Origin of the sequence: Streptomyces tateyamensis, from assembly GCF_003205575.1 — a bacterium.
Taxonomy (GTDB): Bacteria; Actinomycetota; Actinomycetes; order Streptomycetales; family Streptomycetaceae; genus Kitasatospora; species Kitasatospora tateyamensis.
Genome location: NZ_PYBW01000024.1, coordinates 64,427 through 88,294 on the forward strand (window position 1 = coordinate 64,427; position 23,868 = coordinate 88,294).

The window sequence follows — 23,868 nt, forward strand, 5'->3', positions numbered from 1 at the left end:
CGGTCTGTGCGGCGGTCACGGCGCACCCACCCCGAGCAGGGCGCGGGCGGCCGCCAGGCCCGCGCGGCAGCCGTCCTCGTGGAACCCCCAGCCGTGGTAGGCGCCGGCGAACGCGGTGCGTCCGGTGCTGAGTTCGGGCAGCCGGGCCTGGGCGGCGACGCTCTCCGTCGTGTACACGGGGTGCTCGTACACGGTGCGGGAGACCACGTGCTCGGGCGCGACGGGGTGGTCCGCGTCCTCGTTGAGGGTCACCAGGTAGTCCTCGGCGGTGTCGAGGCCGAGCAGGCGGTTGAGGTGGTAGCTGACCCGCACGCCCGCGGCATCGTCGGCGCAGTGCGCCATCCGGTAGTTCCAGGAGGCCCGGGCCCGGGCGGCGCGCGGCAGTTGGGCGGTGTCGCGGTGCAGCACGGTGGGGTTGCGCGAGTAGTGGAAGGCGCCGAGCACCTCCTGTTCGGCCCGGCTCGGGTCGGCCAGCAGGGCGAGCGCCTGGTCGGCGTGGGTGGCGATCACGACGGCGTCCACCTCGGTGGTCCGACCGTCCCGCGTGGTGACCGCCACCCCGTCGACGTAGCGGCGCACCGTCCGCACCGGCGCGCCGCGGTGGACCGCCGGCAGGCGTTCGGCGATCCGGGACACATAGTCCTGCGAGCCCCCCACCACGGTGCGCCAGCGGGGCGAGCCGGTGACCGAGAGCATGCCGTGGTTGGCCAGGAAGTTGAAGAGGTACCGCGCGGGGTAGTCGCCGGCCAGGTCCGGGGCGCAGGACCAGACGGCGGCCACCACCGGGGTGCTGAAGTGGCTGGTGAAGTACGGCGAGAAGCCGCCGTCCGCCAGGAACTCACGCAGCGTCGGGTCGCCCGCGCCGGGGTCGGCCAGCAGCCGGCGGGCCCGGCGGTGGAAGCGCGGCACCTCGGCGAGCATCCGCAGGTACCGCCCGCGGCGCAGCGCGTCCGCCCGGGCCAGCAGTCCGGCCGGGCCGCGCGCGCCCGCGTACTCCAGCCCGCAGCCGTCGCACCGCACCGACATGCTCATCTCGCTGTCACGGGTGGTGACGCCCAGTTCACGGAACATCGCCACCAGGTGCGGGTAGGTCCGCTCGTTGTGCACCAGGAACCCGGTGTCCAGCGCCACCCGGCGGCCGTCGGCGCCCGTCGCCCACTGCGTGTGGGCGTGGCCGCCCAGCCGCTCGTCGGCCTCGAAGAGCGCGACCGCCACCCCGGCCCGGTGGAGCTGGTAAGCAGCCGTCAGCCCGGCGACACCGGAGCCGACCACGGCGACCGTCCCCCGGCCGCCGGCCCGCCCTCGTCCCGCTGCCGTCCCACCGTCAACTTCTGCCACCACCATGGAGTCCTCCCACCCTTCTCACCTCCGATTCGGAGCGGGAGGCCAGGTGGTTTGCTCCAAATGGCGGTCATCTGGTCATGAGCTCTTCGAGCAGGTCGAGCGCGCCCGCCAGACTGCGCGGAGCCGCGACGCCCGCGGGGTGCTCGGCGCGCCGCCAGCCGGGGCCGGCGGCCAGTACGGCGGCCCGGCCGTGGGATCCGCGCGGGCCCCAGCCGGCTGCGGCCACCCGCAGCGCCAGCGCGCGGTCGGCGGTGCGCGGGCCCTGGGACCAGAGCAGCACGGCGGCCGGTCCGATCCGCTGGACGGTCTCCAGCAGCGCCCGGGGCGGTACGGCGGCGCCGAGCATCCGGAACGGGAGCCCGCGTTCGGTCAGCCCGGCCGCGACCGCCTCCAGCGGCAGGGTGTGCTCCTCGGCGGGCGCGGCCGCCAGCAGCGCCGGCGGCACCGGCCGCAGCGCGGTGGGGCGCACGGCCGCGGCGCGCAGCACGGTGGAGACGTGCCAGGAGAGTAGGTGCTCGACCTCGACGTACTGCTCGCCGTCCGCCGCCCACTTGCGCCCGGCGGCCCGCAGCGCGGGCAACATCACCCCGGTCCAGGCCTCGAGGATCCCCAGCGAGTCGACGGCCTGTTGCAGGATGTCGGCGACCCGGGGCGCGTCCAGTCGCACGGCGGCCCGGGTCAGGCCCCGGCACTCCGGGCGGACGGCGCCCAGTGCGAGCTGCCGGCTGCCGCCCGGTTCGCCGGGACGGGCTTCCGGGCCGCCCGCGGAGCCGACCGCGGAGGGGACGGGGGCGGGCAGGAGAGCTGTGGACGGGACGGCCGCCGCCGGCCGGGCGTCGGCACCACGGGCGAGCAGCGCCGCCCGGGCCGCCTCGCCCGGTGGGACCCCGCGGGCGGTCAGGCGGCACATCGCCTCCAGCACCGCGATGTCCTGCGGGCTCCACCGCCGGTGGTGGCCGGGCTCGCGGTGGGTCGGGCCGATGCCGTAGCGGCGTTCCCAGGAACGGACCGTGGTCGGCGAGACCCCGAGCCGGCGCGCCACCGCCCCGGTCGGCATCGCCACCTCGCCGCCCGGCAGCGCCTGCGCGCCACCCGCCGCCACCGCCTCACCCGTCGCCATCGGCTCCCGCTCGCTCATGCTTCCTCGTACGCGGTGCGCAGCCTGCGCAGCCCGGCCCGCATCCGGCTCTTGACCGTGCCCAGCGGCAGATCGAGGATCCGGGCGATGTCGCTCTGCGAGTACCCGCCGTAGTAGGCCAGCACCAGCGACTCGCGCTGCGCCCCGGTCAGCCGTGCGAGCCCGGACCGGACGCGCTGCGCCTCGATCCGCTCCTCGACCTGCTCGGGCACCGAGCCGCCGACCGGCCCCGCGCGCCGGGCGTCGCGCTCCTCGCGGGCCCGGGCCGCCCGCACCGACCTGACCCGGTCCACCGCGCGGCGGTGCGCCATCGTGAGCACCCAGGCCAGCGCCGTCCCCCGCTCGGGCCGGTAGCGCGGGGCGGTCCGCCACACCTCCAGCAGCACCTCCTGCACCACCTCCTCGGCATGGACAGTACTGTGCAGGATCCGCCGGGCCAGACCGTGGACCGGCGCGGCGACCTCGCGGTACAGCGCGGCGAACGCGGCCTCGTCCCCGTCGGCCACCCGCACCAGGAGGTGGTCGAGGTGGTCGCTGCCGGTCCTGGTCGCGGGGCGCTGATACAAGTGCACGGTCACCCGTTCACCGTGGTACCAGGCACGGAGCGGACACCACTCGCAGCCTTTGTGCAGCGATTCACCCCGCCGTGGGCGAATCGCTGCGCGAGCGCTGCGAATGGCGGTTCGGCGGCCCCGGATCGACCCTGATTGGTGGCCCCCAGCAGACTCCCGGAGGTACCGATGAGCGGACCGAACCCCGCCGGACCGCGCTGCCTGGTGACCGGCGCCACCGGGTACATCGGCGGCCGGCTGGTGCCCGAACTGCTGGCTGCCGGCTACCGGGTGCGCTGCCTGGCCCGGAACCCGCAGCGGCTGCGCGACTACCCCTGGCGCGACCAGGTCGAGGCTGTCGCCGCGGACGTCACCCGGCCCGAAACGCTGCTGTCGGCCTTCGCGGACGTGGACATCGCCTACTTCCTGGTGCACTCGCTCACCTCCGGGCCCGGCTTCGAGGCCACCGACCGCGCCGCCGCCCAGGCCTTCGCCCGGGCGGCCGAGGCTGCCGGGGTGCGCCGGATCGTCTACCTGGGCGCGCTGCTGCCGCAGGGCGTGCCGGAGGCCGACCTCTCCCCGCACCTGCGCTCGCGGGCCGAGGTCGGCCGGGTGCTGCGGACGGGCGCGGTGCCGACCGTCGAACTGCGCGCCGCCGTGATCCTCGGCTCCGGCTCGGCCTCCTTCGAGATGCTGCGCTACCTGACCGAGCGGCTGCCCCTCATGGTGACCCCGAGCTGGGTCGACACCAGGATCCAGCCGATCGCCGTCCGCGACGTGCTGCGCTACCTGGTGGCCGCCGCCTCCTTCACCATCGGGGCCGAATCCGGAGCCGGGGCGCAGGGTGCGGCCGGCGCCGGCCGCAGCTTCGACATCGGCGGCCCCGAGGTGCTGACCTACCGCCAGATGATGCGGCGTTACGCCCAGGTCGCCGGGCTCGGCCGGCGCCGGATCCTCCCGGTGCCGGTGCTCACCCCCGGCCTGTCCAGCCACTGGGTGGGCCTGGTCACCCCCGTGCCGAACGCCATCGCGCGCCCACTGGTCGAGTCGCTGCGCCACGAGGTGGTCTGCACCGAGCACGACATCGCCGACCGGGTGCCCGACCCGCCCGGCGGCCTGATCGGCTTCGACCAGGCGGTCCGACTCGCGCTGCGCCGGATCCGGGACGACGAGGTGGTGACCCGGTGGTCCTCCGCGACCCTGTCCGACGCCCCCAGCGACCCGCTGCCCACCGACCCCGACTGGGCCGGCGGCAGCCTGTACCAGGACGTCCGGGAGCGGCGGACGGCCGCTGCGCCGGCGGAGGTCTGGCGGGTGGTGGAGGGCATCGGCGGAACCAACGGGTGGTACTCGTTCCCGCTCGCCTGGGCGCTGCGCGGCTGGCTGGACCGGCTGGTCGGCGGGGTCGGCCTGCGCCGCGGGCGGCGGGACCCGGCCCGGCTGCGGGTGGGCGACGCACTGGACTTCTGGCGGGTGGAGGCCATCGAGCGCCCGCACCTGCTGCGCCTGCGCGCCGAGATGCGGCTGCCCGGGCTGGCCTGGCTGGAGCTGTCCGTCGAGCCGGACGGCGAGGGCGGCACGCGCTACCGCCAGCGCGCCCTGTTCCACCCGCACGGCCTGGCCGGCCACGTCTACTGGTGGGCGGTGGCCCCGTTCCACGCGGTGGTCTTCGGCGGGATGGCCCGCAACATCACCGAGCCGGCCCGGGCCGGGCGGGCGGCCGCGGTCAGCCCTCCGGCCGCCCCGCCCGTCAGCCCTCCTTCAGCTCAGGCGGGTAGAGGAAGTAGTTGGCCGAGGAGGCGGCCTGCGAGCCCTCGTGCACGGCGACGCTGACCTGGTGCGAGTGGCGGGAGCTGAGGTCGCCGGCGGCGTAGACCCCGGGCATCGAGGTGTGCTGCTCCTCGTCCACCACCACGTAGCCGGCCGCGTTCAGTTCGACCCCCAGTGAGCGCAGCGCCCGGGTCTCCGGGGTCGCGCCCTGAATGCTGAACAGCGACTCCAGTTCGAGTCGGCGCCCGCCCTTGGTGAGCACCGCGGTGAACATGCCGTCGGCGCCCTCGGCCCCGTGCAGCTGGTCGTGGATCACCTCGATGCCGGCCTTGGCGAGCCGGCCGCGCAGCACCGGGCTGATCTCGTCGCGCTCGCTGTTGGTCAGCAGCCGGATCCGGTCGGTCAGGCTGAACAGCTGCATCGCCTCGCCGGCGGCGGCGTCGGTGTGCCCGACCACCAGGATGTCGCGGCCGCGGTTCTCGTAGCCGTCGCAGGCGATGCACCAGAACATCGACCGGCCGACGTAGGACTCCCAGCCGTGGAAGTGCGGGAAGTGGTCGAGCACGCCGGTGGCCAGCACCACCGTGCGCCCGCGCCAACTGCGGCCCTGGGCGTGCGCGGTGAAGCCGTTCTCGGCGTCCCCGGTGAGGTGCGTGATGGCGTGCTGGTGGAACTCCACCTGCGGGTAGCGCGAGACCTGCTCGCGGGCGATCCGGCGCAGCTCGATGGTGGGAATGCCGTCCGGGAAGCCCAGGTAGTTGCGGTTCACCTGATGGTGCGTCGACCGGCCGTGGCCGGTGTCGAAGACCAGCACCCGGCGGTTGTAGCGAGCCAGGCAGAGCGCGGCCGACAGACCGGCCGGGCCGCCGCCGACGACCAGGGCGTCGACCATCTCGCCGGGCGTCCCATCGACCCGCCCGTCCTGGTGAGTTGACGTCACGGCGGCACTCCTCCGGGTGGTCCTGCGAGCTGCACCGACCATATCGGCGCCGGCGGCCGCGACCGCGGTCCAGGCCGAAATGCCGCTTCACTACGTCGGATCGGGCGCCAGGCGTTCTCGGCCCGCCCCGTTCACTGCTCGGTGCCGTCGTGGACCCGCAGCAGCACCTGCTGGACGGCCTCCCGCTCGGCCGGCCCCGCGACCAGCAGGAAGTGGATCCCGTCGGCCCAGGTGCAGGTGGTGCGGCCGGTGTGCGCGTCCCGGTAGCAGGTGGCGGTGCCGCCGATCCGCAGGGCCGGGCAGGGGACCGGGGCGGCGTCGCCGCCGGGGCCGCCGGCGGTGAGCCAGGCGTCGGCCTGCCCGTGGTCGTCGGGAGCCGTCAGCACCACCCAGATGTTCGGCGTCCCGGGCGCGTCGCCGTAGACACCCCCTTGCAGGCCGGGCAGTGCGCCCCCGGGCAGGCCCTCCGCGCCCGTCCCGTCGCCCCCACCGCCGGCACCCGCCACCAGGCGCTTGTGCTCGACCGTCTTCGGCAGCGCGAGGGTCCCCTGCTGCGACCCGCCGCCGAGCGAGCTGCCGGGGTGCCCCAGGAAGAGCAGTCCGAACAGCACCGCCAGCGCCCCCACGATCACCACACCGGCGCAACCGCCGCCGGACCGCACCCCGCTCATCCCCGACCCCCCGTCGTGGCTTCCCCGCCCGAGCCACTGTAGCGACACCCCTCCCCCGCCCGGCGACCCGTTTGCGGTCCGCTTCGCCAGCGGCCCACGATGAGATGTGGTGGGACACCGGCGAGGGCCCCGGTCGTCGCGCAGCCGCAGTGAGCCGCGGTCGCGGGGCGCCACCGGGGTGCGTGCGCTGCTGTCGGTGCACAGCCTGGCGGGGCGGATCTTCCTGGGCGAGCTGGTCGTGGTGCTGCTGCTGGTCGGCGCCGCCGTGACGGCGATGGTGCTGCAGGCCCGCTCCAGCGCGAACGCCGAGGCCCGCCGGGTGACCAGCAGCGTGGCCGAGTCCTTCGCCCGCGCGCCCGGGCTGGTCGAGGCGCTGGAGAGCCCGGACCCGTCGGCCGTCCTGCAACCGCAGGCCGAGGCGGTGCGCCAGGCCACCGGGGTGGACTCGGTGGTCGTCTTCTCCACCAGCTTCGTCCAGCTCACCTCGCCCTACCCGGACTACATCGGCCGCCCGTACAGCCCGCCCGCCAACGTGGCCACCAAGGTGCTGCCCGAACTGCGCGCCGGACGGTCCGTCACCTTCGACATCGACGACCGGGGCTACCGCTCCACCGCCACCGCCGTCCCGGTCTTCGGGCCGGACGGGAAGGAACGGGGCGTGGTGGCGGTCAACATCACCGTCGGCAAGGTCAACTCGGTGGTAGGCGCCCACCTGCCGGTGCTGATCGGCGGGACCGCGGCCGCCGTGACACTGGCCGCGGTGGCCACCGCGTTCACCGCCCGCCGGCTGCTGCGCCAGACCCGGGGCCTGGGGCCGACCGAGCTGGCCCGGATGTACGACCACCACAACGCGGTGCTGCACGCGGTGCGCGAGGGCGTGCTGATCGTCAGCGCGGACGGCTGGCTGCTGCTCGCCAACGACGAGGCCCGCCGGCTGCTCGACCTGCCCGAGGACGCCGAGCAGCGCCCGGTCACCGAGCTGGGGCTGGACCCGGCGACCACCGCGCTGCTGACCGGCGGGACGGACCTGACCGAGGTGACGGACGTGATCCACCAGGCGGGCGATCGGCTGCTCGCGGTGAACCGGCGGCCCACCGCTCCCTACGGCGGCCTGCCCGGCAGCGTGGTGACGCTGCGCGACTCCACCGAGTTGCACGAGCTGAGCAACCGGGTGGCGGCGGCCGGGCAGCGCAGCCGGCTGATGCACGAGGCGGGCATGCGGATCGGCCGCACCCTGGACATGACCCGCACCTGCGAGGAGCTCGCCGAGGTGGCGGTGAACGGGTTCGCCGACACGGTGGCGGTCGACCTGCTGGAGGAGGTGACCCAGGGCGAGGACCCGGAGCGGGCCGGGCGCCGGCTGCACCGCACCGCGGTGCGCGGGGCCGAGCCGGCCCGGCTGGCCCGGGTGGGCACCGAACTCACCGCACGGGACCGCACGGACCAGGCCCGCGCGCTGGCCACCGGACGGGCGGTGTCGAGCGAGGCCGGGGCGGTGGTGCTGGCCCCGCTGGTGGTGCGCGGCCTGGTGCTGGGGCTGGTGGAGTTCCGCCGCTCGGCGCCGGGCCCGGGCTTCGACCCGGAGGACCTGGTGCTGGCCGAGGAGCTGGCGGCCCGGGCCGCGGTCTCGATCGACAACGCCCGCCGGTTCACCCGCGAGCACGGGTTGGCGGTGGCACTGCAGCACAGCCTGCTGCCGCGGACCCTGCCGCACCGCACCGGACTGGACGTGGCCTTCCGCTACCTGCCAGCGCACGCGGGGGTGGGCGGCGACTGGTTCGACGTGATCGGCCTGCCGGGCCTGCGCACCGCGCTGGTGGTGGGCGACGTGGTCGGCCACGGCATCAACGCGGCGGTGGCGATGGGGCGGCTGCGCACCACGATCCGCAACTTCTCGGCGCTGGACCTGCCGCCGGAGGAGGTGCTGGGGCGGTTGGACGAGCTGGTGGCCCAGCTGGACGAGGAGGGGGCGGGGCTGGAGATCGCCGGGTCGACCTGCGTGTACGCGGTGTACGACCCGGTCTCCGGGAGCTGCGTGCTGGCCCGGGCCGGGCACCTGCGGCCGGCCCTGATCGAGCCGGACGGGACGGTGGGGTACCCGGAGGTGGCGGTGTCACCGCCCCTGGGCGTGGGCGGGCACCCGTTCGAGACCACGGAACTCAAGCTGGCGCCCGGGTCGCAGCTGGTGCTGTTCACCGACGGGCTGGTGGAGACCAGGGACAGCGACATCGACGTGGGGCTGGCGCGGCTGCGCCGCACGCTGGCGGAGCAGGCGGGGCGGGATCCGGAGCGGATCTGCGAGGCGGTCACCCGGGCGATGCTGGTCGGGCACCCGGCGGACGACGTGGCGTTGCTGGTGGCCAGGACCGGGCTGCTGGCGGCCGACCGCAGCGCCGAGTGGGAGGTGCCGATGGACCCGGCGGCGGTGGCGCCGGTCCGCGCCGCCTGCGCCCGCCAGGTCGCCCGCTGGGGCCTGGACGGGCTGGGCTTCGCGACCGAGCTGATCCTGAGCGAGCTGATCACCAACGCGATCCGCTACGGGGCGGCGCCGGTGCGAGTGCGGCTGCTGTACGACACCAGCCTGGTCTGCGAGGTGTCGGACGGGTCCAGCACGGCGCCGCACCTGCGCTGGGCGGCCACCACGGACGAGGGCGGCCGCGGGATCTTCCTGGTGGCCCAGCTGGCCCACCGCTGGGGGACCCGGTACACGGCGGAGGGAAAGGTGATCTGGTGCGAGCAGACCCCGGCGGAGGGCGGGCCTTCGGAGGGCACGGCGGACGGGATCGGGGGCGTGGCGGGGGTCGTGGGTGCGCCGTGAGGCGCTGTGGTTCGAGTGGAGGTGAGAGACCTTCACCGCTGACCCTGTCGCAGCAGGGCGGTGGAGCTGAGGGCAGCCTGATCCGGGTGACGCCGGGGAGGGTGGGAGCAGCCCTGACAAAGCCGGGACGGGCCGGTACTGCCAGACGGTTCGGGTTCGGCGAGCGGGACGGAGAGGAGTACGCGAGGAACCGGCGTGTGACACCCCCTTTATGCGACGCCAGCTCGAACCTGGTGGATCTGGGCTGGAAGCGGTGCGCACCCGTCGCCGTTGGTGGCGGGGAACTTCCGAGGTGGTGGGCATGAGCTGCCAGGGAGGCTGCGAGGAAGGTCTGCGGCGTACTCGCAGCGATGCCGCAGGGGCATAGTCGGGCTCCTACTTCGTTGAGCGAACCACAGTGAACACGGGAACCGTCCCGGGTCTTGCCCTGCGCGTCGTGTCCAGCGGCGTTGGTGGGGTTGGGTGCGTCGACCGCCGATCGGCCTGGGGCGGGGCGGAGCCGCCGTAGTACTCCGAGGTCGGGAAAGCCGGCCACATGGGGAAGGGCGGCAGCGGTTTCGAGAGGGGAGGGATGCTGCAATGCCGGAAGACGCGTCGCCGAACGGCGGTGCTCCTCGTCCTGGTCCGGCCGGGCCGGGAGCGAGGGTATCGGAGATGCAGGCCAAGCTTCACCGTTGGGCGGTGGCCGATCCTGGCCGCCGGTTCGATGACTTGTTCAACTTCGTGTGTGACCCGGCGACGCTGATCGTGGCGTTCGACCGGGTCGCGGGGAACCAGGGTGCGCGCACCGCTGGCGTGGACGGCCTTACGGTCGCCGACGTCGCGGAGCGGGTGGGCGTGCCCGGGTTCCTGGACGACCTGCGGGCCGGTCTCAGGGGCGGTTCGTTCCGACCACTTCCGGTGCGGGAGCGCAAGATCCCGAAACCGGGCGGGTCGGGGAAGGTTCGCGCGCTCGGGATTCCGACGGTTGCGGACCGGGTCGTCCAGGCGGCGCTGAAACTGGTGCTGGAGCCCATCTTCGAGGCGGAGTTTCTGCCGTGCTCGTACGGGTTCCGGCCCAAGCGGCGTGCGCAGGACGCGATCGCCGAGATCCACCACTTCGGCTCCCGCGGCTACCGCTGGGTGCTGGATGCGGATATCGAGGCGTGCTTCGACTCGATCGACCACGCGGTGCTGATGGACCGGGTGCGTCGCCGGGTGAAGGACAAGCGCGTCCTGGCGCTGGTCAAGGCGTTCCTGAAGGCCGGGATCCTTACGGAGCTCGGTGAGCATCGGGAGACCATGACCGGCACGCCGCAGGGTGGCATCCTGTCTCCGCTGCTGGCCAACATCGCCCTGTCGGTGCTCGATGAGCACGTGATGGGGCCGTGGAAGCCGGGCGGGGCGATGTCGACCCCCGGCAAGCGCGAGTACCGGCGCTCCAAGGGGCGGCCGACGTGGCGGCTGGTCCGCTACGCGGACGACTTCGTCGTCTTGGTGCACGGTGAGCGCGAGCACGTCGAGGCGCTGCGCGAAGACGTCGCCGTCGCGCTGGCCCCGCTCGGGTTGCGGCTGTCACCGGCCAAGACCCAAGTGGTGCATATGAGCGACGGGTTGGACTTCCTCGGCTTCCGCATCCGGTGGAAGCGCAAGAGGGGGACGGCGAAGTGGTACGTCTACACCTTCATCGCGGTCCGGCCCGTTCGGACGTTGAAGGCGAAGATCCGTGCCCTGACGCACAAGACATCGCAGCAGGACTTCGCGTCGGTTCTGATCAGGCTCGGTCAGATCATGCGCGGATGGGCCAACTACTTCAAGTACGCCGTGGCCAAACACACCTTCAGCAAACTGGACGACTTCACCTGGTGGAGACTGGTCCACATGCTGCGGGCGCGCCACGGCTGGAACTGGGGTCAGGTCCGACGCCATCTGGCCGCCTCCGGGCGGTGGAAGATAGCGGCGGACGGGGTCGAGTACTTCCGGATCGAGGGTGTGACGGTCTCCCGCTACACCTACCGGGGCAACAAGATCCCAGCCCCATGGCCACCTGCGAACCCCGCCTGACGGCAGGAACCGTGGAGAGCCCGTTGCCGAGAGATCGGCACGGCGGGTTCGGAGAGCGGTCCGGGGAAACGGACCGGGAGTAATCCCGCCACCGCGCCCCGGGCCGACTCACCACCTGGAGTCGTGGGCGCAGGAGTGACCGGGCGCGCCGGGCGGGGGCCCGGGGCGGGCGCGGGTCGGCGCGCGGTGTGCGCGGAGCGCGTGCCGTTCGCGCCGGCAGCCTGCACGGGGTGACTTCTCGGCCGTTCTGGCGCTCCGCCGGACGGGTTGTGCGGAATCGGTTGATTGGCACTACTGTCGACGCCTAGATTTCTGACGATTGATCAGTTGATCCAGTTGCGAACTGCGCCCGGTTCACCACGGACCGCAGGACCAGAACAACAGCACGACGCGGAGCAAGGGGGCGGATGGCTCGGGTGCCGGAGGCGGAGACCGGGGACGACCCGCGCCGGCACCGCGCCGAGGTCCGCCGCGACCTGCTCGCCCTCGACGCGGCCGGCCGTCGGCTGCCCGACCTGGTCCGCGCGCTCAGCGTGCTGCGGCTGAACGGCCGCCAGCAGCCGCTCACCCCTCGCTGGGCCACCCGGCGCGGCCACCCCGCCCGCCTGCACACGCTGCGCGGGGGCATCGGCCTGGCCGGCGCGCTGGCCACCGTCACCGGGGCCGACGGCGTCCCGCTGGCCGTCACCGCCGGGCGCCAGGGAGCGGCCAACAGCTGGGACCTGCGCACCGGGCGCCGCCGCCACGCGCTGGCCGGGCACACCGGCCAGCTGACCGCCGTCGCCACCCTGGCCCCGCCGGACGGTCCGCCGCTGGCCGTCACCGCCGGGCGCGACCGGCTCGCCCTGGTCTGGGACCTGAGCACCGGTCAGCCGCGCCACACCCTGGTCGGCCACACCGCGGCGCTGTCCGCGGTCGCCGTGCTGACCACCGAGGACGGCGAGCCGCTGGCCGTCACCGCCGGCCACGACCACACGGTCCTGGTCTGGGACCTGACCAGCGGCAAGCTCCGGCACACCCTGCGCGGCCACACCGACACCGTGGTCGCCCTGGCCACCGCCACCACCCCGGACGGGCGGGCGCTGGCCGTCACCACCAGCTGGGACGGCAGCGTGCTGGTCTGGGACCTGGCCGAGGGGCGCGGTCGGCACGTGCTCACCGACCGCGCCGACTCGGTGGGCGCGCTGGCCACCGCCACCAGCTCCGACGGACGGGCACTGGCCGTCACCACCAGCTGGTTCGGCAGCGCCACCGTCTGGGACCTGGCCGAAGGGCGCCGCCTGCACCTGCTCAACGGCCACGACCGCCCCGTCACCGCCCTGGCCACCGCCACCGCCGCGGACGGCCACCCGCTCGCCGTCACCGGCAGCCACGACCGCACCGCCGTCGTCTGGGACCTGGCCACCGGGCAGGCCCTGCGCACCCTGACCGGCCACACCGACCAGGTCACCGCCGTGGCGGTGGCCCCGGCCCAGGACGGCACCCTGCTGGCCGTCACCAGCGGACCGGATCTCGGCATGGCGGTCTGGGACCTGGCCACCGGGGTCCGCCAGGAGGTGCTCACCGGCCACACCGACACCGTGCTCGCGCTGGCCACCGCGACCGCCGCCGACGGCAGCCCGCTGGCCGTCACCACCAGCCGGGACCTGACCGCCGGCGTCTGGCGGCTGGCCGGTGCGGCCGGACCGCGCCCGCTGCTCGGCCACACCGACGGGATCACCGCGGTCGCCACCACCGCCGCGCCCGAGGGCACCGAACTGGCCGTCACGGTCGCCGCCGACCACACCGCGCTGGTCTGGGACCTGGCGGCGGGGCGGCGGCTGTACCCGCTGGGTGAGCCGGCCGCACCGGTGCTGTCGGTGGCCACCACCACCGCGCCGGACGGCACCCCGCTCGCGTTGACCCTGGACCGGGACCGCGCGGTGACGCTCTGGGACCTGGCCACCGGTCGGCCGCAGCAGGTGCTGTCCCGGTCCGGCCGGGCGGTGGCCACCGCGCAGACGGTGGACGGGCGGCCGCTGGCGGTGGTGCTGGACCGGGCCGCCGGGCTCACGGTCCGGGACCTGTCCGCCGCCGGCAGCCCGGCGCACACCCTGACCCGCCGGCTGGAAGCGAGCGCCCTGACCGTGGCGGTGGCGGCCGACGGCGCCCCGCTCGCCGTCAGCAGCGGGCCGGAGGCGGGGCTGTCGGTCTGGGACCTGGTCAGCGGCAAGCACCGGTTCCAGTTGCCCGGCCGCACCGAACTCGCCCCCGTGGTCAGCACGGCGGCCGACGGCACGCCCCTGCTCCTGACAGTGGGTCCGGACCGCACGCTGACGGCCTGGGACCTGAGCACCGGTCAGGCCCGGCACGCCCTGACCGGCCACCTGGGCCCGGTCCGGGCGCTGGCGGCGAGCACGGCCGGCGACGGCACCCTACTGGCCGTCACGGCGGGCCGGGAGAGCGGCGTCGCGGTCTGGGACCTGGCCGCAGGGCGGCTGCGGCACACCCTGACCGAACCGGTCAACCCGATCTGGTCGGTGGCCACCGCCACCCTGCCGAACGGCACCCCGGTGGTGCTCACCACCGGCGACGACCAGCGGGTCACCCTCTGGCACTGCGCCACCGGCCGCGAGCTGCACCACTTCCACCTGCCCGACCCGGGCACCCTGCTCGCCCCGGTCCACACCGGCTTCGTGGTCGGCTACGGCACGGAGTTGGCCTACTTCCCGTGGCCCTGAAATCTGCTGACGGACCGTCAGGCTGCTTCGAAGGCGAGCCAGGTCCAGCTGACGCCCGGGCGCCCGTGCAGGTCGGCGCGCTCGGCCCGGTGCAGCGGGGTCAGGGCGTGCTCGGCGGCCAGCGCGAGCGTCTCGGCGGCCGTCACCTCGAACATCCGCCGGCCGGGCGGGACCGGGCCGTGGCGCAGCGAGAGCACCAGCCGCCCGCGCGGGCGCAGCAGCGCGGCGAGGGAGGCGAAGCCGACGGCGCGCTCGGCGGCGTCCAGGTGCATCCAGACGGCGGTGAGCAGGACCAGCTCGAAGCGGGACGGACGGGCGGTGAGCACCGGCAGGCCGGGCAGGGCGTCGTCGACCCAGTCGATCGCCCGCCCGGCGTGCAGCCGGCGGCCCAACGCCCGCAGCTCGGCGGTGGGTTCGGCGGCGGTCACGGTGTGGCCCAGGGCGGCGAGGGCGGCCGCGTCCCGACCGCTGCCCGCGCCGACGTCGAGCACCGTGCTCGGGTGCCGGGGATACAGGTGGTGCACCGCGCGGTGCACCTCCTCGAAGCTGACGCTCTCGTACTGCTCGGCCAGCTGCGCGGCGGCGGCGCCGTACCCGGCGGCGCTCGGCCCGGGCGCGGCGGAATCGGTGGTCATCCGCCCGAGGATATCCAGAGGCCGGGTACGCCCGCTCCGCGCACCCGGCCTCCGTACCGGTCAACGAGCGGTTGTACGGGGGCGGTTCACCGGGCGCCGGGCCGACGGGAACATGAGGGGTGCTCAGGCAGGTGATTCGCGCCCGACGCACCCGATGCGGCAGAGTGGGAGCGGCCAGGCAGCAGGAAGGGGCGGCGCGATGACCGGACGGAGCACGGACGAGGCGAGACGGGGCGGCGGTACTTCCGCGGCGACCGAACCCGGCCTGCGCCGACGGCCGGTGCAACAGCGCAGCCAGCAGCGGCTGGAGCGGATCCTGGACGCCTGCGCCGAGTTGCTGGACGAGCAGGGTGCGGCGGCGCTGACCACCAAGGAGATCGCGGCCCGGGCCCAGGTGCCGATCGGCACGCTGTACCAGTTCTTCACCGGCAAGCAGAGCCTGCTGGCCGCGCTGGCCCGGCGCAACCTGAGCCGCTACCTGGACCGGCTGACCCGGCGGTTGGCCGCCGAGAGCCCCCAGGGCATCGGCGGCTTCGTGGACTTGGCGGTGGAGGAGTTCGTCGCGATGAAGCGGGCGGTGCCGGGCTTCGGAGCGCTCGACTTCGGACTGACCGGCCCCACCCCGCCGCTGCTGGACGACGTCGAGCACCTGTTGGACCTGGACCTGGACAACAACAGCGCGGTGGCCGCACTGTTGCACCGGCTCACCTCCGAGCACCTGGCCGGCGACGGCCGGCGACCGGGCGCGCTCGCCCTGCGGGTCGCGCTGGAGTGCGCCGACGCGGTGCTCAAGCTCGCCTTCCAGCGGGACCGGGACGGCGATCCGGAGCTGATCGCGGAGTGCAAGGTGCTGCTGCGCCGCTACCTGGGCTGAGCCGGCCCGGGCCGGCCACCCGGGCCGATGTGCCGGAACATGAGTTCGGCACACGTACACCAGCGCGATGCCGGCGTCGCCCGGACGGGTCATTCCACCGGCGGGGCCGGAGAATCGGCGAACCGAACGGGTGCGCGTGATTATCGTCCTGCTTCATGGATGGGGACCGAGAAGTCGACCGAACAGTCGAAGGATCCGGCCACGGGGACCGCGCCGGCCACGCCGGTGGGGACCACGAGGGCGGGAACCGCGGGGACGGGGACCGCGAGGGCGGGGACCACGACGGCCACCACGGCCACGACTGCGACCAGCACGGCCACCACCACGGGAACGACCACGGCCACGCGCACCAGAACGACTGCTGGTGCGGCTGCCCGCCCGATCCGCCGCCACCGCCGCCGGTGCCGTGCCCCCCACCCCCGCCACCCCCACCGCCGCCGCCCCCCACGCACCCCGTCGTCCCGCCACCCCCACCCCCGCCCACACCGGTCAAGCCCGCTCCCCCGCACCCGGCCCCACCGCCGCCCGCGCCGAAGCCCACCCCGACCCACGCGTCCCCCACTCCCACACCCGCCCTGCCCGCTCCGCCACCAGCCACCCAGCTGAAGACCGCGACCGCCACCCCCGTCCAGCACCCCGTGGACCTCGCCACCCCTGCCGGCGACCCGCAGAACGTCTTCGCCTTTGTCGCCATCACCATCCCGGCGGTCGTCGCGGCTGCCGTCAGCTTCATCAACCACACTGCAGGGAGACGTCGTTGAGCATCGGTATCGTCCTCGCCGTGATCCTCGGCGCCGGACTGGCCGTCGGCATCCTGGCCGCCTTCGGCCGCACCACCCGCTCCCGCGAGGGCAACTTCTCCTCCGGTGCGCTCAGCTTCCTGGGCTCGGCCTCGCTCTCCTCGTTCATCCTGGTCGCCGCCTTCCTGATCGCCGGCTCCTGGTCCAACCTGAACACCGCCCGCGGCCACACCTGGGACGAGGCCCGGGCGCTGAACGCGGCCTACACCGACGCCGACCCCAGCACCCGTCCGCTGCTGCGCAGTTACGTCGACTCGGTGATCGGGCAGGACTTCTCCGCGATGGCGAACGGCAACGCCGCGCCTACCGCCTGGAGCAGCCTGGACGCCGTCCGCACCCACGTCGAGGCGCTCCCGGCCTCACCGCAACGCTCCACCCTGGTCAGCGACTTGGACGACATCTACACCAAGCGCCAGATCCGGCTGGCGGACACCTCGCTCTCGCTGCCCGCCCCGCTCTACCCGGCGCTGATCGGCACCGGGCTGCTGGTGCTGCTGTACGCGCCGATCGCGGGCCTGACCTTCCACCGCCGGGAGTCGATCGCGCTCGGCCTGGTCGGCGCGGTGGTCGGCTTCGGGATCTACCTGGTGCTGCACATGACCCACCCGTACTCCGGCCCGATGCACGTCACCCCGGTGGCCTACCAGCAGAGCCTGGACCGGTTCAGCCAGCTCTCCGCACAGCCCACTCCGGCAGCGCCGCCGGTCGCACCGATGGGCAACTGAATCTCACGTACCCCCCTCTCCGGGCCCCGGCGCACCGCGCCGGGGCCCACCCCGTTTCAGCGGCCGCCGGAGTGATGATCGACAATGGCTGGCATGAGGACGATCGCCGCGCTGGGCGGACTGCTGCTGCTGACCCTGACCGTGGCCAGCATCCTGCGCACCATGGTGGTGCCACGCGGGCTGTACTCCTCGCTGGTGATGCGGCTGTGGCGGTCCCTGCGGGCCCTGCTGCACCTGGCCGCCCGCCCGTTCGGCAACACCTACCGGGCCCACGACCGGGCCCAGGCCTGGCTGGCCCCGCTGGTGCTGACCGGCATGCTGCTCTGCTGGCTGCTGGCGATGCTGGCTTCCTACACCCTGCTGACCTACGCCAACTCGGGACTGTCCTGGACCGTCTCGCTGCGCGAGGCCGGGTCCAGCCTGTTCACCCTGGGCTTCGCCAGCGGCGACCGGCTGCGGCTGTCGATGCTGGACTTCGTGGCCGCGGCCAGCGGCCCGCTGGTGATCGCGCTGCAGATCGCCTACCTGCCGACCCTGTACGGGTCCTACAACCGCCGCGAGGTCGAGGTCACCCTGCTGCAGTCCCGGGCCGGCGAGCCCGCCTGGGGCCCGGAGCTGCTGGCCCGGCAGTCCCTGGTGGACACCGAGACCGCGCTGCCCCGGCTGTACCGGGACTGGGAACGGCTGGCCGCCGAGCTCGGCGAGAGCCACTCCAACTACCCGGCCCTGCTCTCCTTCCGCTCGCCGCAGCCGTACCGCAGCTGGATCGTCGGGCTGATCGCGGTGATGGACGCGGCCGCCATCCAGTTGGCGATCAGTCCGCGCACGGCGCCGCCGGAGGCCCGGCTGGTGCTGCGGGCCGGGTTCACGGCGCTGCGCGACATCGCCCGGGTGGTCCGGATCGACTACGACGCGGACCCGGAGCCGGACGCGCCGATCCGGCTCAGCTTCGCCGAGTTCGACGCGGCGGTCGCGATGATCGTCACGGCCGGCTTCGAGGCGGAACGGACCGCGGCGCTGGCCTGGCCGCACTTCCACGGCTGGCGGGTCAACTACGAGGCGATCGCCTACGAGCTGGCCCGCCGCGGCGATGCGGTGCCGGCGCTGTGGACCGGTCCGCGGGACTTCCCCACCCCGTCGATCCCGCCGCGCCGCCCGGCCGACCGCCGGCCCGGAGAACCGCGTTGACAGCGGAGTAGGTTTATAACCCGAGCCCGGAACCCGCAGACAGCGGTTCCATATAAGTCGTACTTTCCTATCAGCTGCGAATAACGATCTTCGGGGAACGTTTCTCCAGCTCAGCCCCTTCCACCAGGCGGATCATATGGGGGGCGCGCGGCTTTCCGCTCACCTCTCCCGTGCCCGGGAAAATGTCGGCCGCCCACCCACACGGCATGCCCATGCGGTGCAATCGGATTGCGCGGCGGAATTCCCTCGTTCGCGCTACATCCCGTGAACCTGAATGGGAGACAGTCGATGTCGATCGAGACCGGGCCGGCCCCGGCCGAGCCGCAGCAGGCACCGGGTCAGAGCCGGCTCAGCCTCAGCACCGTGGCGGCGCGCAACCTCGCCACGACCACCAAGTCCGAGCCGCAGATGCAGGGCATCAGCTCGCGCTGGCTGCTCAAGGCGCTGCCCTGGGTGCAGGTCTCCGGCGGCACCTACCGGGTCAACCGCCGCCTCAGCTACGCGGTCGGACGCGGCCGGATCAGCTTCGCCAAGACCGGCGCCGAGGTGCGGATCGTGCCGCCCACGCTGCGCGAGATGCCGGTGCTGCGCGATGTCGCCGACGACGCGCTGCTGGCCGAGCTGGCCGGCCGGTTCACCCAGCGCGAGGTGGCCCCGGGCGAGGTCCTGGTGGAGGCCGGGCAGCCGATCGAAGAGGTCTACCTGATCGCGCACGGCAAGATCAACAAGATCGGCACCGGCAAGTACGGCGAGACCACCGTGGTCGGCCACCTGGCCGACGGCGACCACCTGGGCGACGAGGCGGTCCGCCAGTCCGACGCGCTCTGGGAGTACACCGTCAAGGCGGCCACCACCGCCACCGTGCTCACCCTGCCCTGGGGCGCCTTCCAGGAGCTGGTGGACCGCTCGCCCGAGCTGCGCCAGGCGATCAGCGACTACCTGGACACCCACACCCAGGCGCAGAACCAGCACGGCGAGGCCGAGATCGAGCTGGCCGCCGGCCACGACGGCGAGCCGGACCTGCCCGGCACCTTCGTCAACTACGAACTGAGCCCGCGCGAGTACGAGCTGAGCGTGGCGCAGACCGTGCTGCGGGTGCACAGCCGGGTCGCCGACCTGTTCAACGACCCGATGAACCAGATCGAGCAGCAGCTCAAGCTCACCATCGAGGCGCTGCGCGAGCGGCAGGAGCACGAGCTGGTCAACAACCCGGAGTTCGGCCTGCTGGCCAACGCCGAGTACGACCAGCGGATCCAGACCCACTCCGGCCCGCCCACCCCCGACGACCTGGACGAGCTGCTCAGCATGCGCCGGGAGACCTCGCACATCTTCGCCCACCCGAAGGCGATCGCCGCCTTCGGCCGCGAGTGCAGCCGGCGCGGCATCTACTTCGGCAGCGTGGACCTCGGCGGCCACCACATCCCGGCCTGGCGCGGGGTGCCGATCTTCCCCTGCGGCAAGATCCCGGTGCTCGGCGGCCACACCTCCTCGATCATCGCGATCCGGGCCGGCGAGCACAACCAGGGCGTGGTCGGCCTGCACCAGACCGGCATCCCGGACGAGTACGAGCCGGGCCTGAACGTCCGGTTCATGGGGATCAACGAGAAGGCCGTGATCTCCTACCTGGTCAGCACGTACTTCTCCGCCGCCGCCCTGGTCCCGGACGCGCTCGGGGTGCTGGAGAACGTCGAGGTCGCGCGCCCGCGCGACTGAGTCCGAGCGGCCGCCAGGCCTCCTGACCTCACGTCAGTCCCTCAGCCCTGCCTACGAACGGAGTACCGCCATGACCACGACCGCACCGAACCCGGCCCAGGTCCTGCGCACCGCCTTCCAGAAGTCGGTGGCCAACTACTGGAACACCAACCAGGAGGATCCGGTCAACCTGCGGCTGGGCGAGGTCGACGGCCTGTACCACCACCACTACGGCCTGGGCGAGTACGACCCCTCGGTGCTGGCCGGCCCGGAGGAGACCAGGCCGCAGCGCATGATCAACGAGATGCACCGGCTGGAGACCGCCCAGGCCGAGGTGCTGCTCTCCCAGCTCGGCGCGGTCGGCCCGCAGCACAAGCTGCTGGACGCCGGATCCGGCCGCGGCGGCACCAGCATCATGGCCAACGCGCGGTTCGGCTGCGAGATCGACGGGGTGTCGATCTCGGAGTACCAGGTCGGCTTCGCCAACGAGCAGGCGCAGCTGCGCGGGGTCTCCGACAAGGTGCGCTTCCACTTCCGCAACATGCTGGACACCGGCCTGGAGACCGGCTCGCGCAAGGCGATCTGGACCAACGAGACCACCATGTACGTGGACCTGTACGAGGCCTTCGCCGAGTTCTCCCGGCTGCTGGAGTTCGGCGGCCGCTACGTCTGCATCACCGGCTGCTACAACGACGTGACCGGCCTGCGGTCCAAGGCGGTCAGCCAGATCGACCAGCACTACATCTGCAACATCCACGCCCGCAGCGAGTACTTCAAGGCGATGGCGGCGAACAACCTGGTGCCGATCTCCGTGGTGGACCTGACCGCGGACACCATCCCGTACTGGGAGCTGCGGGCGCAGTCCTCGGTGGCGACCGGCATCGAGGAGCCGTTCCTGACGGCGTACAAGGAGGGCAGCTTCCACTACCTGATGATCGTCGCCGACAAGGCCTGACGGGTCCTCAAGGCGGGCCGGGCCGCCCGGCCCCCGTCCCCGTCACTCCGGTGCTCCTGGCCCGGCCGCGCTGTGGGCGGCCGGGCCAGGCCCGCGTCAGCCGCCGACCCGGATTAGGGTGAAGCCGTCGTAGCCCTTGCTGCCGACCGTCTGCACCGCGGTGGCCTCCAGCTGGGGGTGGGCGGCGACCAGCTCGTGCATCCGGCGGACGCCGAGCACCGACGGATCCTGGCTGTCGGCGTCGGCGACCGCGCCGCCGCGGATCACGTTGTCCACGATGATCAGCGAGCCGGGGCGGGTCAGCTTGAGCGAGAAGTCCAGGTACTCGGGGATGCTGGCCTTGTCCGCGTCGATGAAGACCAGGTCGAAGGGCTCGGCCCCGTCGTCGACCAGCTCGGCCAGGCTGTCGGCGGCCCGTCCGGTGCGCACCTCGGCCACCTTCTCCAGGCCGGCCTCGTGCAGGTTGGCCCGGGCCACGGCGGCGTGCGCCGGGGAGAGCTCCAGCGAGACCAGCCGGCCGTCGGCGGGCAGCGCGCGGCCCAGCCAGATCGCGCTGTAGCCGCCGAGCGAGCCGATCTCCAGGATCCGGCGGGCGCCGATGCTCGCGGCGAGCAGGTTGAGCAGCTTGCCCTGGGTGGGCGATACCGCGATCTCGGGCAGGCCTGCCTTGGCGCTGGTGGCCAGCGCGGCGGTCAGTGCCGCGTCCTCGCCGATCAGCACCTCGTTCAGGTAGCCGTCCACCGCGGTCCACTGCTGCTGGGTCATCGGGTCCTCCGCTTCGCTCGCCGGTTGTTGCCGGTCAGGATCCTACGCGGAGCTGATGGTCACTCACCTGTGCCGATCCCGGCCCCCGCGGCCTCGACGGCCTCGCCGCTGTCGGCGGCCGTCGAGGCCTGCTCCGCCTGCCGGGCGGCGTGCGCCTTGGCGGCGCGGTGCTTGAACACCAGGCCGGAGACGGCGCCGCCGACCACGGCCAGCCCCAGCCCGACGTAGGAGAAGCCCTGCAGGTACTGCTCGACCCCCTTGCCCACGTAGTAGACGGCCACCGTGGTGCCGCCGGCCCAGAGCACGCCGCCGAGCACGTTGGCGACCAGGAACCGCCAGTAGGCCATCTTCAGCGCGCCGGCCAGCGGGCCCGCGAAGATCCGCAGCAGGGCGATGAAACGGCCGAAGAAGACCGCCCACATGCCCCAGCGGTGGAAGGCGTTCTCGGCGGTGGCCAGGTGCTCGGGCCCGAAGTGCCGGGGGAACCGGCGCCCCAGCTTCTCGAACAGCGGCTTGCCGTACCGGCGGCCGATCGCGTAACCGATCGAGTCGCCGATGATCGCGCCGGCGCTGGCGCAGACCGCGAGCAGCACCGGGTCGACCACGCCCTTGGAAGCCATCAGACCGGCCGCGACCAGGGCGATCTCCCCGGGCAGCGGGATGCCGAGGCTCTCCGCGCCGATGATCAGGGCGATCAGCGCGTACACCGCGGCGGGCGGGACGCTCTGGATCCACGCGTCGATGTGCAGCAAGGCGGGGTCCTCCACGAGAAGCGGTCGGGGCTGGTCGGCCGGTCGGTCGGGCAGCGGGCCGCCCTGGTAGGGCAGCCTATCCGCTGCCCCTGGCCCGAACGGTTTGCCAGCCCTTTGGGTTCCCGGACCCCGCGCTCGGGCTACCGCCCGGCCTGCGGCGCCGGTCCGAGCACCCGGTCCAGGTAGGGGTTGGCGAAGACGCCGCTCGGGTCCACGGCGTCGCGCACCGCGAGGAACTCGTCGAAGTGCGGGTAGCGCGGCCGCAGCTCCGCGGCGGTGAGGGTGTGCATCTTGCCCCAGTGCGGGCGGCCGCCGAACTCGGCGAGGATCCGCTGGCAGGCCTGGAAGTACCGCTGGTGCGGCATCCGGTGGTACTGGTGGAAGGCGATGTAGCAGTTCTCCCGTCCCTGGGCGGTGGAGAGCCAGATGTCGTCGGCGGCGACGAAGCGGACCTCCAACGGGAAGATGATCCGCTCGTCGTGCCGGTCGACCCAGTCCTTGATCGCCCGCAGCGCCTCGGTGGTGTGCTCGCGCGGGATGGCGAACTCGCCCTCCAGGAAGCGGACCTCGCGCGGGGAGGCGAAGACGCGGTAGGACAGGTCGGTCCACTCGCGCGCCGACATCGCCTTGGCCGCGAACCGGGCGATCGGGCGCACGGTCGCCGGGAACCGGGTGCCGATCCGGCACAGTGCCTCGAAGCCGGGACCGTTGAGCGCGGCGTCCAGGCGGCGGGTCAGCTCGGGGACGGGGCTCAGCGCGGTGTCGCCGGGCAGCCGGGTGAACCGGCGGGTCAGCGAGGTGGTGCTGTGCGGGAACCAGAAGAACTCGAAGTGGTCGTTGTCGTCCGCCAGTTCGTGCACCTGGTCGAGCACCTCGGCGATCGGCCGGGCGGTGTCGCGCACCTGCAGGGCGAACAGCGGCACGCACTGCAGGGTGACCTGGGTGATCACGCCGAGGGCGCCGAGGCCGATCCGGGCGGCGGCGAACAGCTCGGGGCGCTCGGTGGCCGAACAGTGCGTCACCGTGCCGTCGGCGAGCACCAGTTGGAGACCGCGGACCTGGGTGGCGATGCCGCCGAACCGGACGCTGGAGCCGTGGGTGCCGGTGGAGATCGCGCCGGAGACGGTCTGGCGGTCGATGTCGCCGAGGATCTCCATGGCCAACCCGTGCTCGGCGAGCAGCGGGTTGAGCCGCCACAGCGGCATGCCGGCGCCGACCGTGACCAGTCCACTGGCCGCATCCACCGCCACCAACTGGTCGAGGCGGTCCATCCGCAGCTGGACGCCGGGCGCGACGGCCACCGGGCTGAACGAGTGGCCGGAGCCGATCGCCTTGACCGCCAGCCCGTCCTGGACCGCGCCGGCCACGGCCGCGGCCACCGCGCCGGCGTCCGGCGGAGTGACCACCCGCGCGGGCCGGGCCTGCTCGTTGCCCGCCCAGTTGCGCCACGTGCCCGTCATGTCCGGGTCCTCTCGGCTCTGCTCAGC

General features: G+C 73.7%; 20 protein-coding genes. 10 read left to right on the top strand and 10 right to left on the bottom strand.

What is annotated here, in order from left to right; genetic code table 11:
- Positions 1 to 15: 15 nt before the first annotated feature.
- The 3 genes from C7C46_RS07435 to C7C46_RS07445 form a co-directional block, all read right to left on the bottom strand.
- A complete protein-coding gene (locus C7C46_RS07435) occupies positions 16 to 1,338 on the bottom strand; it encodes an NAD(P)/FAD-dependent oxidoreductase (protein WP_425470031.1) in 1,323 nt (440 codons plus the stop codon).
- Between the two features lie 73 nt (positions 1,339 to 1,411).
- A complete protein-coding gene (locus C7C46_RS07440) occupies positions 1,412 to 2,482 on the bottom strand; it encodes a MerR family transcriptional regulator (protein ID WP_425470032.1) in 1,071 nt (356 codons plus the stop codon).
- Positions 2,479 to 3,060, bottom strand: a complete 582-nt coding sequence (locus tag C7C46_RS07445) for a sigma-70 family RNA polymerase sigma factor (RefSeq protein ID WP_245984269.1) — start codon at positions 3,058 to 3,060, stop codon at positions 2,479 to 2,481. Before C7C46_RS07445 ends, C7C46_RS07440 begins: the two co-directional genes overlap by 4 nt.
- 162 nt (positions 3,061 to 3,222) lie before the next feature.
- Here C7C46_RS07445 and C7C46_RS07450 point away from each other — a divergent pair, with 162 nt between their 5' ends.
- Positions 3,223 to 4,866, top strand: coding sequence for an SDR family oxidoreductase (locus C7C46_RS07450; RefSeq protein WP_110667023.1), 1,644 nt, complete (start codon positions 3,223 to 3,225; stop codon positions 4,864 to 4,866).
- Here C7C46_RS07450 and C7C46_RS07455 read toward each other — a convergent pair.
- Together C7C46_RS07455 and C7C46_RS07460 are read right to left on the bottom strand one after the other, a co-directional pair.
- Entirely contained in the window at positions 4,784 to 5,743 is a 960-nt protein-coding gene (locus C7C46_RS07455) for an NAD(P)/FAD-dependent oxidoreductase (protein WP_181442240.1), read from the bottom strand. The genes C7C46_RS07450 and C7C46_RS07455 overlap by 83 nt on opposite strands.
- Positions 5,744 to 5,874: 131 nt before the next feature.
- Entirely contained in the window at positions 5,875 to 6,414 is a 540-nt protein-coding gene (locus C7C46_RS07460; protein WP_110667027.1) for a hypothetical protein, read from the bottom strand.
- Positions 6,415 to 6,688: 274 nt separating this feature from the next.
- Between C7C46_RS07460 and C7C46_RS07465 the strand changes: the two genes are divergently transcribed.
- The 3 genes from C7C46_RS07465 to C7C46_RS07475 all read left to right on the top strand — a co-directional run bounded on the left by C7C46_RS07465 (position 6,689) and on the right by C7C46_RS07475 (position 13,995).
- Positions 6,689 to 9,232, top strand: a complete 2,544-nt coding sequence (locus tag C7C46_RS07465) for a SpoIIE family protein phosphatase (RefSeq protein ID WP_245984275.1) — start codon at positions 6,689 to 6,691, stop codon at positions 9,230 to 9,232.
- Between the two features lie 654 nt (positions 9,233 to 9,886).
- The gene (gene ltrA, locus C7C46_RS07470; protein WP_245984270.1) at positions 9,887 to 11,275 is read left to right on the top strand and encodes a group II intron reverse transcriptase/maturase; all 1,389 of its coding nucleotides are present in this window, start codon (positions 9,887 to 9,889) and stop codon (positions 11,273 to 11,275) included.
- A gap of 407 nt (positions 11,276 to 11,682) precedes the next feature.
- Entirely contained in the window at positions 11,683 to 13,995 is a 2,313-nt protein-coding gene (locus C7C46_RS07475) for a WD40 repeat domain-containing protein (RefSeq protein ID WP_110667031.1), read from the top strand.
- Positions 13,996 to 14,012: 17 nt separating this feature from the next.
- Here the strand turns inward: C7C46_RS07475 and C7C46_RS07480 are convergent, their stop codons facing one another.
- Positions 14,013 to 14,630: a class I SAM-dependent methyltransferase gene (locus C7C46_RS07480; protein ID WP_110667033.1), complete on the bottom strand. Its 618-nt coding sequence runs from the start codon at positions 14,628 to 14,630 to the stop codon at positions 14,013 to 14,015.
- Positions 14,631 to 14,829: 199 nt separating this feature from the next.
- Here C7C46_RS07480 and C7C46_RS07485 point away from each other — a divergent pair, with 199 nt between their 5' ends.
- Positions 14,830 to 15,504 carry a TetR/AcrR family transcriptional regulator gene (locus C7C46_RS07485; protein ID WP_110667035.1) on the top strand — a complete coding sequence of 225 codons (675 nt, stop codon included), beginning with the start codon at positions 14,830 to 14,832 and terminating at the stop codon, positions 15,502 to 15,504.
- Between the two features lie 140 nt (positions 15,505 to 15,644).
- Here C7C46_RS07485 and C7C46_RS34850 read toward each other — a convergent pair whose 3' ends face one another.
- On the bottom strand, positions 15,645 to 15,848 hold the full coding sequence (locus C7C46_RS34850) for a hypothetical protein (RefSeq protein ID WP_220040575.1): 204 nt from the start codon (positions 15,846 to 15,848) through the stop codon (positions 15,645 to 15,647).
- Between the two features lie 294 nt (positions 15,849 to 16,142).
- Here C7C46_RS34850 and C7C46_RS37240 point away from each other — a divergent pair, with 294 nt between their 5' ends.
- From C7C46_RS37240 to C7C46_RS07515, 5 genes are all read left to right on the top strand, one after another.
- Entirely contained in the window at positions 16,143 to 16,265 is a 123-nt protein-coding gene (locus C7C46_RS37240) for a hypothetical protein (protein WP_281278526.1), read from the top strand.
- A complete protein-coding gene (locus C7C46_RS07500) occupies positions 16,262 to 17,029 on the top strand; it encodes a bestrophin-like domain (RefSeq protein ID WP_110667039.1) in 768 nt (255 codons plus the stop codon). The genes C7C46_RS37240 and C7C46_RS07500 overlap by 4 nt, the downstream gene beginning before the upstream one ends.
- 93 nt (positions 17,030 to 17,122) lie before the next feature.
- Positions 17,123 to 18,217 carry a hypothetical protein gene (locus C7C46_RS07505; protein ID WP_181442242.1) on the top strand — a complete coding sequence of 365 codons (1,095 nt, stop codon included), beginning with the start codon at positions 17,123 to 17,125 and terminating at the stop codon, positions 18,215 to 18,217.
- A 288-nt stretch (positions 18,218 to 18,505) separates the two neighbouring features.
- Positions 18,506 to 19,930, top strand: coding sequence for a family 2B encapsulin nanocompartment shell protein (locus C7C46_RS07510; RefSeq protein ID WP_110667041.1), 1,425 nt, complete (start codon positions 18,506 to 18,508; stop codon positions 19,928 to 19,930).
- A gap of 70 nt (positions 19,931 to 20,000) precedes the next feature.
- Positions 20,001 to 20,864 (top strand): geranyl diphosphate 2-C-methyltransferase, encoded by an 864-nt coding sequence (locus tag C7C46_RS07515; protein WP_110667043.1) that lies wholly within the window; start codon positions 20,001 to 20,003, stop codon positions 20,862 to 20,864.
- Positions 20,865 to 20,960: 96 nt separating this feature from the next.
- Here the strand turns inward: C7C46_RS07515 and C7C46_RS07520 are convergent, their stop codons facing one another.
- From C7C46_RS07520 to C7C46_RS07530, 3 genes are all read right to left on the bottom strand, one after another.
- A complete protein-coding gene (locus tag C7C46_RS07520) occupies positions 20,961 to 21,629 on the bottom strand; it encodes an O-methyltransferase (RefSeq protein WP_110667045.1) in 669 nt (222 codons plus the stop codon).
- Positions 21,630 to 21,688: 59 nt separating this feature from the next.
- Complete coding sequence (locus C7C46_RS07525; RefSeq protein ID WP_110667075.1) at positions 21,689 to 22,378, bottom strand: DedA family protein; 690 nt, start codon at positions 22,376 to 22,378, stop codon at positions 21,689 to 21,691.
- 143 nt (positions 22,379 to 22,521) lie between these two features.
- Positions 22,522 to 23,841: a D-arabinono-1,4-lactone oxidase gene (locus C7C46_RS07530; RefSeq protein ID WP_110667047.1), complete on the bottom strand. Its 1,320-nt coding sequence runs from the start codon at positions 23,839 to 23,841 to the stop codon at positions 22,522 to 22,524.
- Between the last annotated feature and the right edge of the window lie 27 nt (positions 23,842 to 23,868).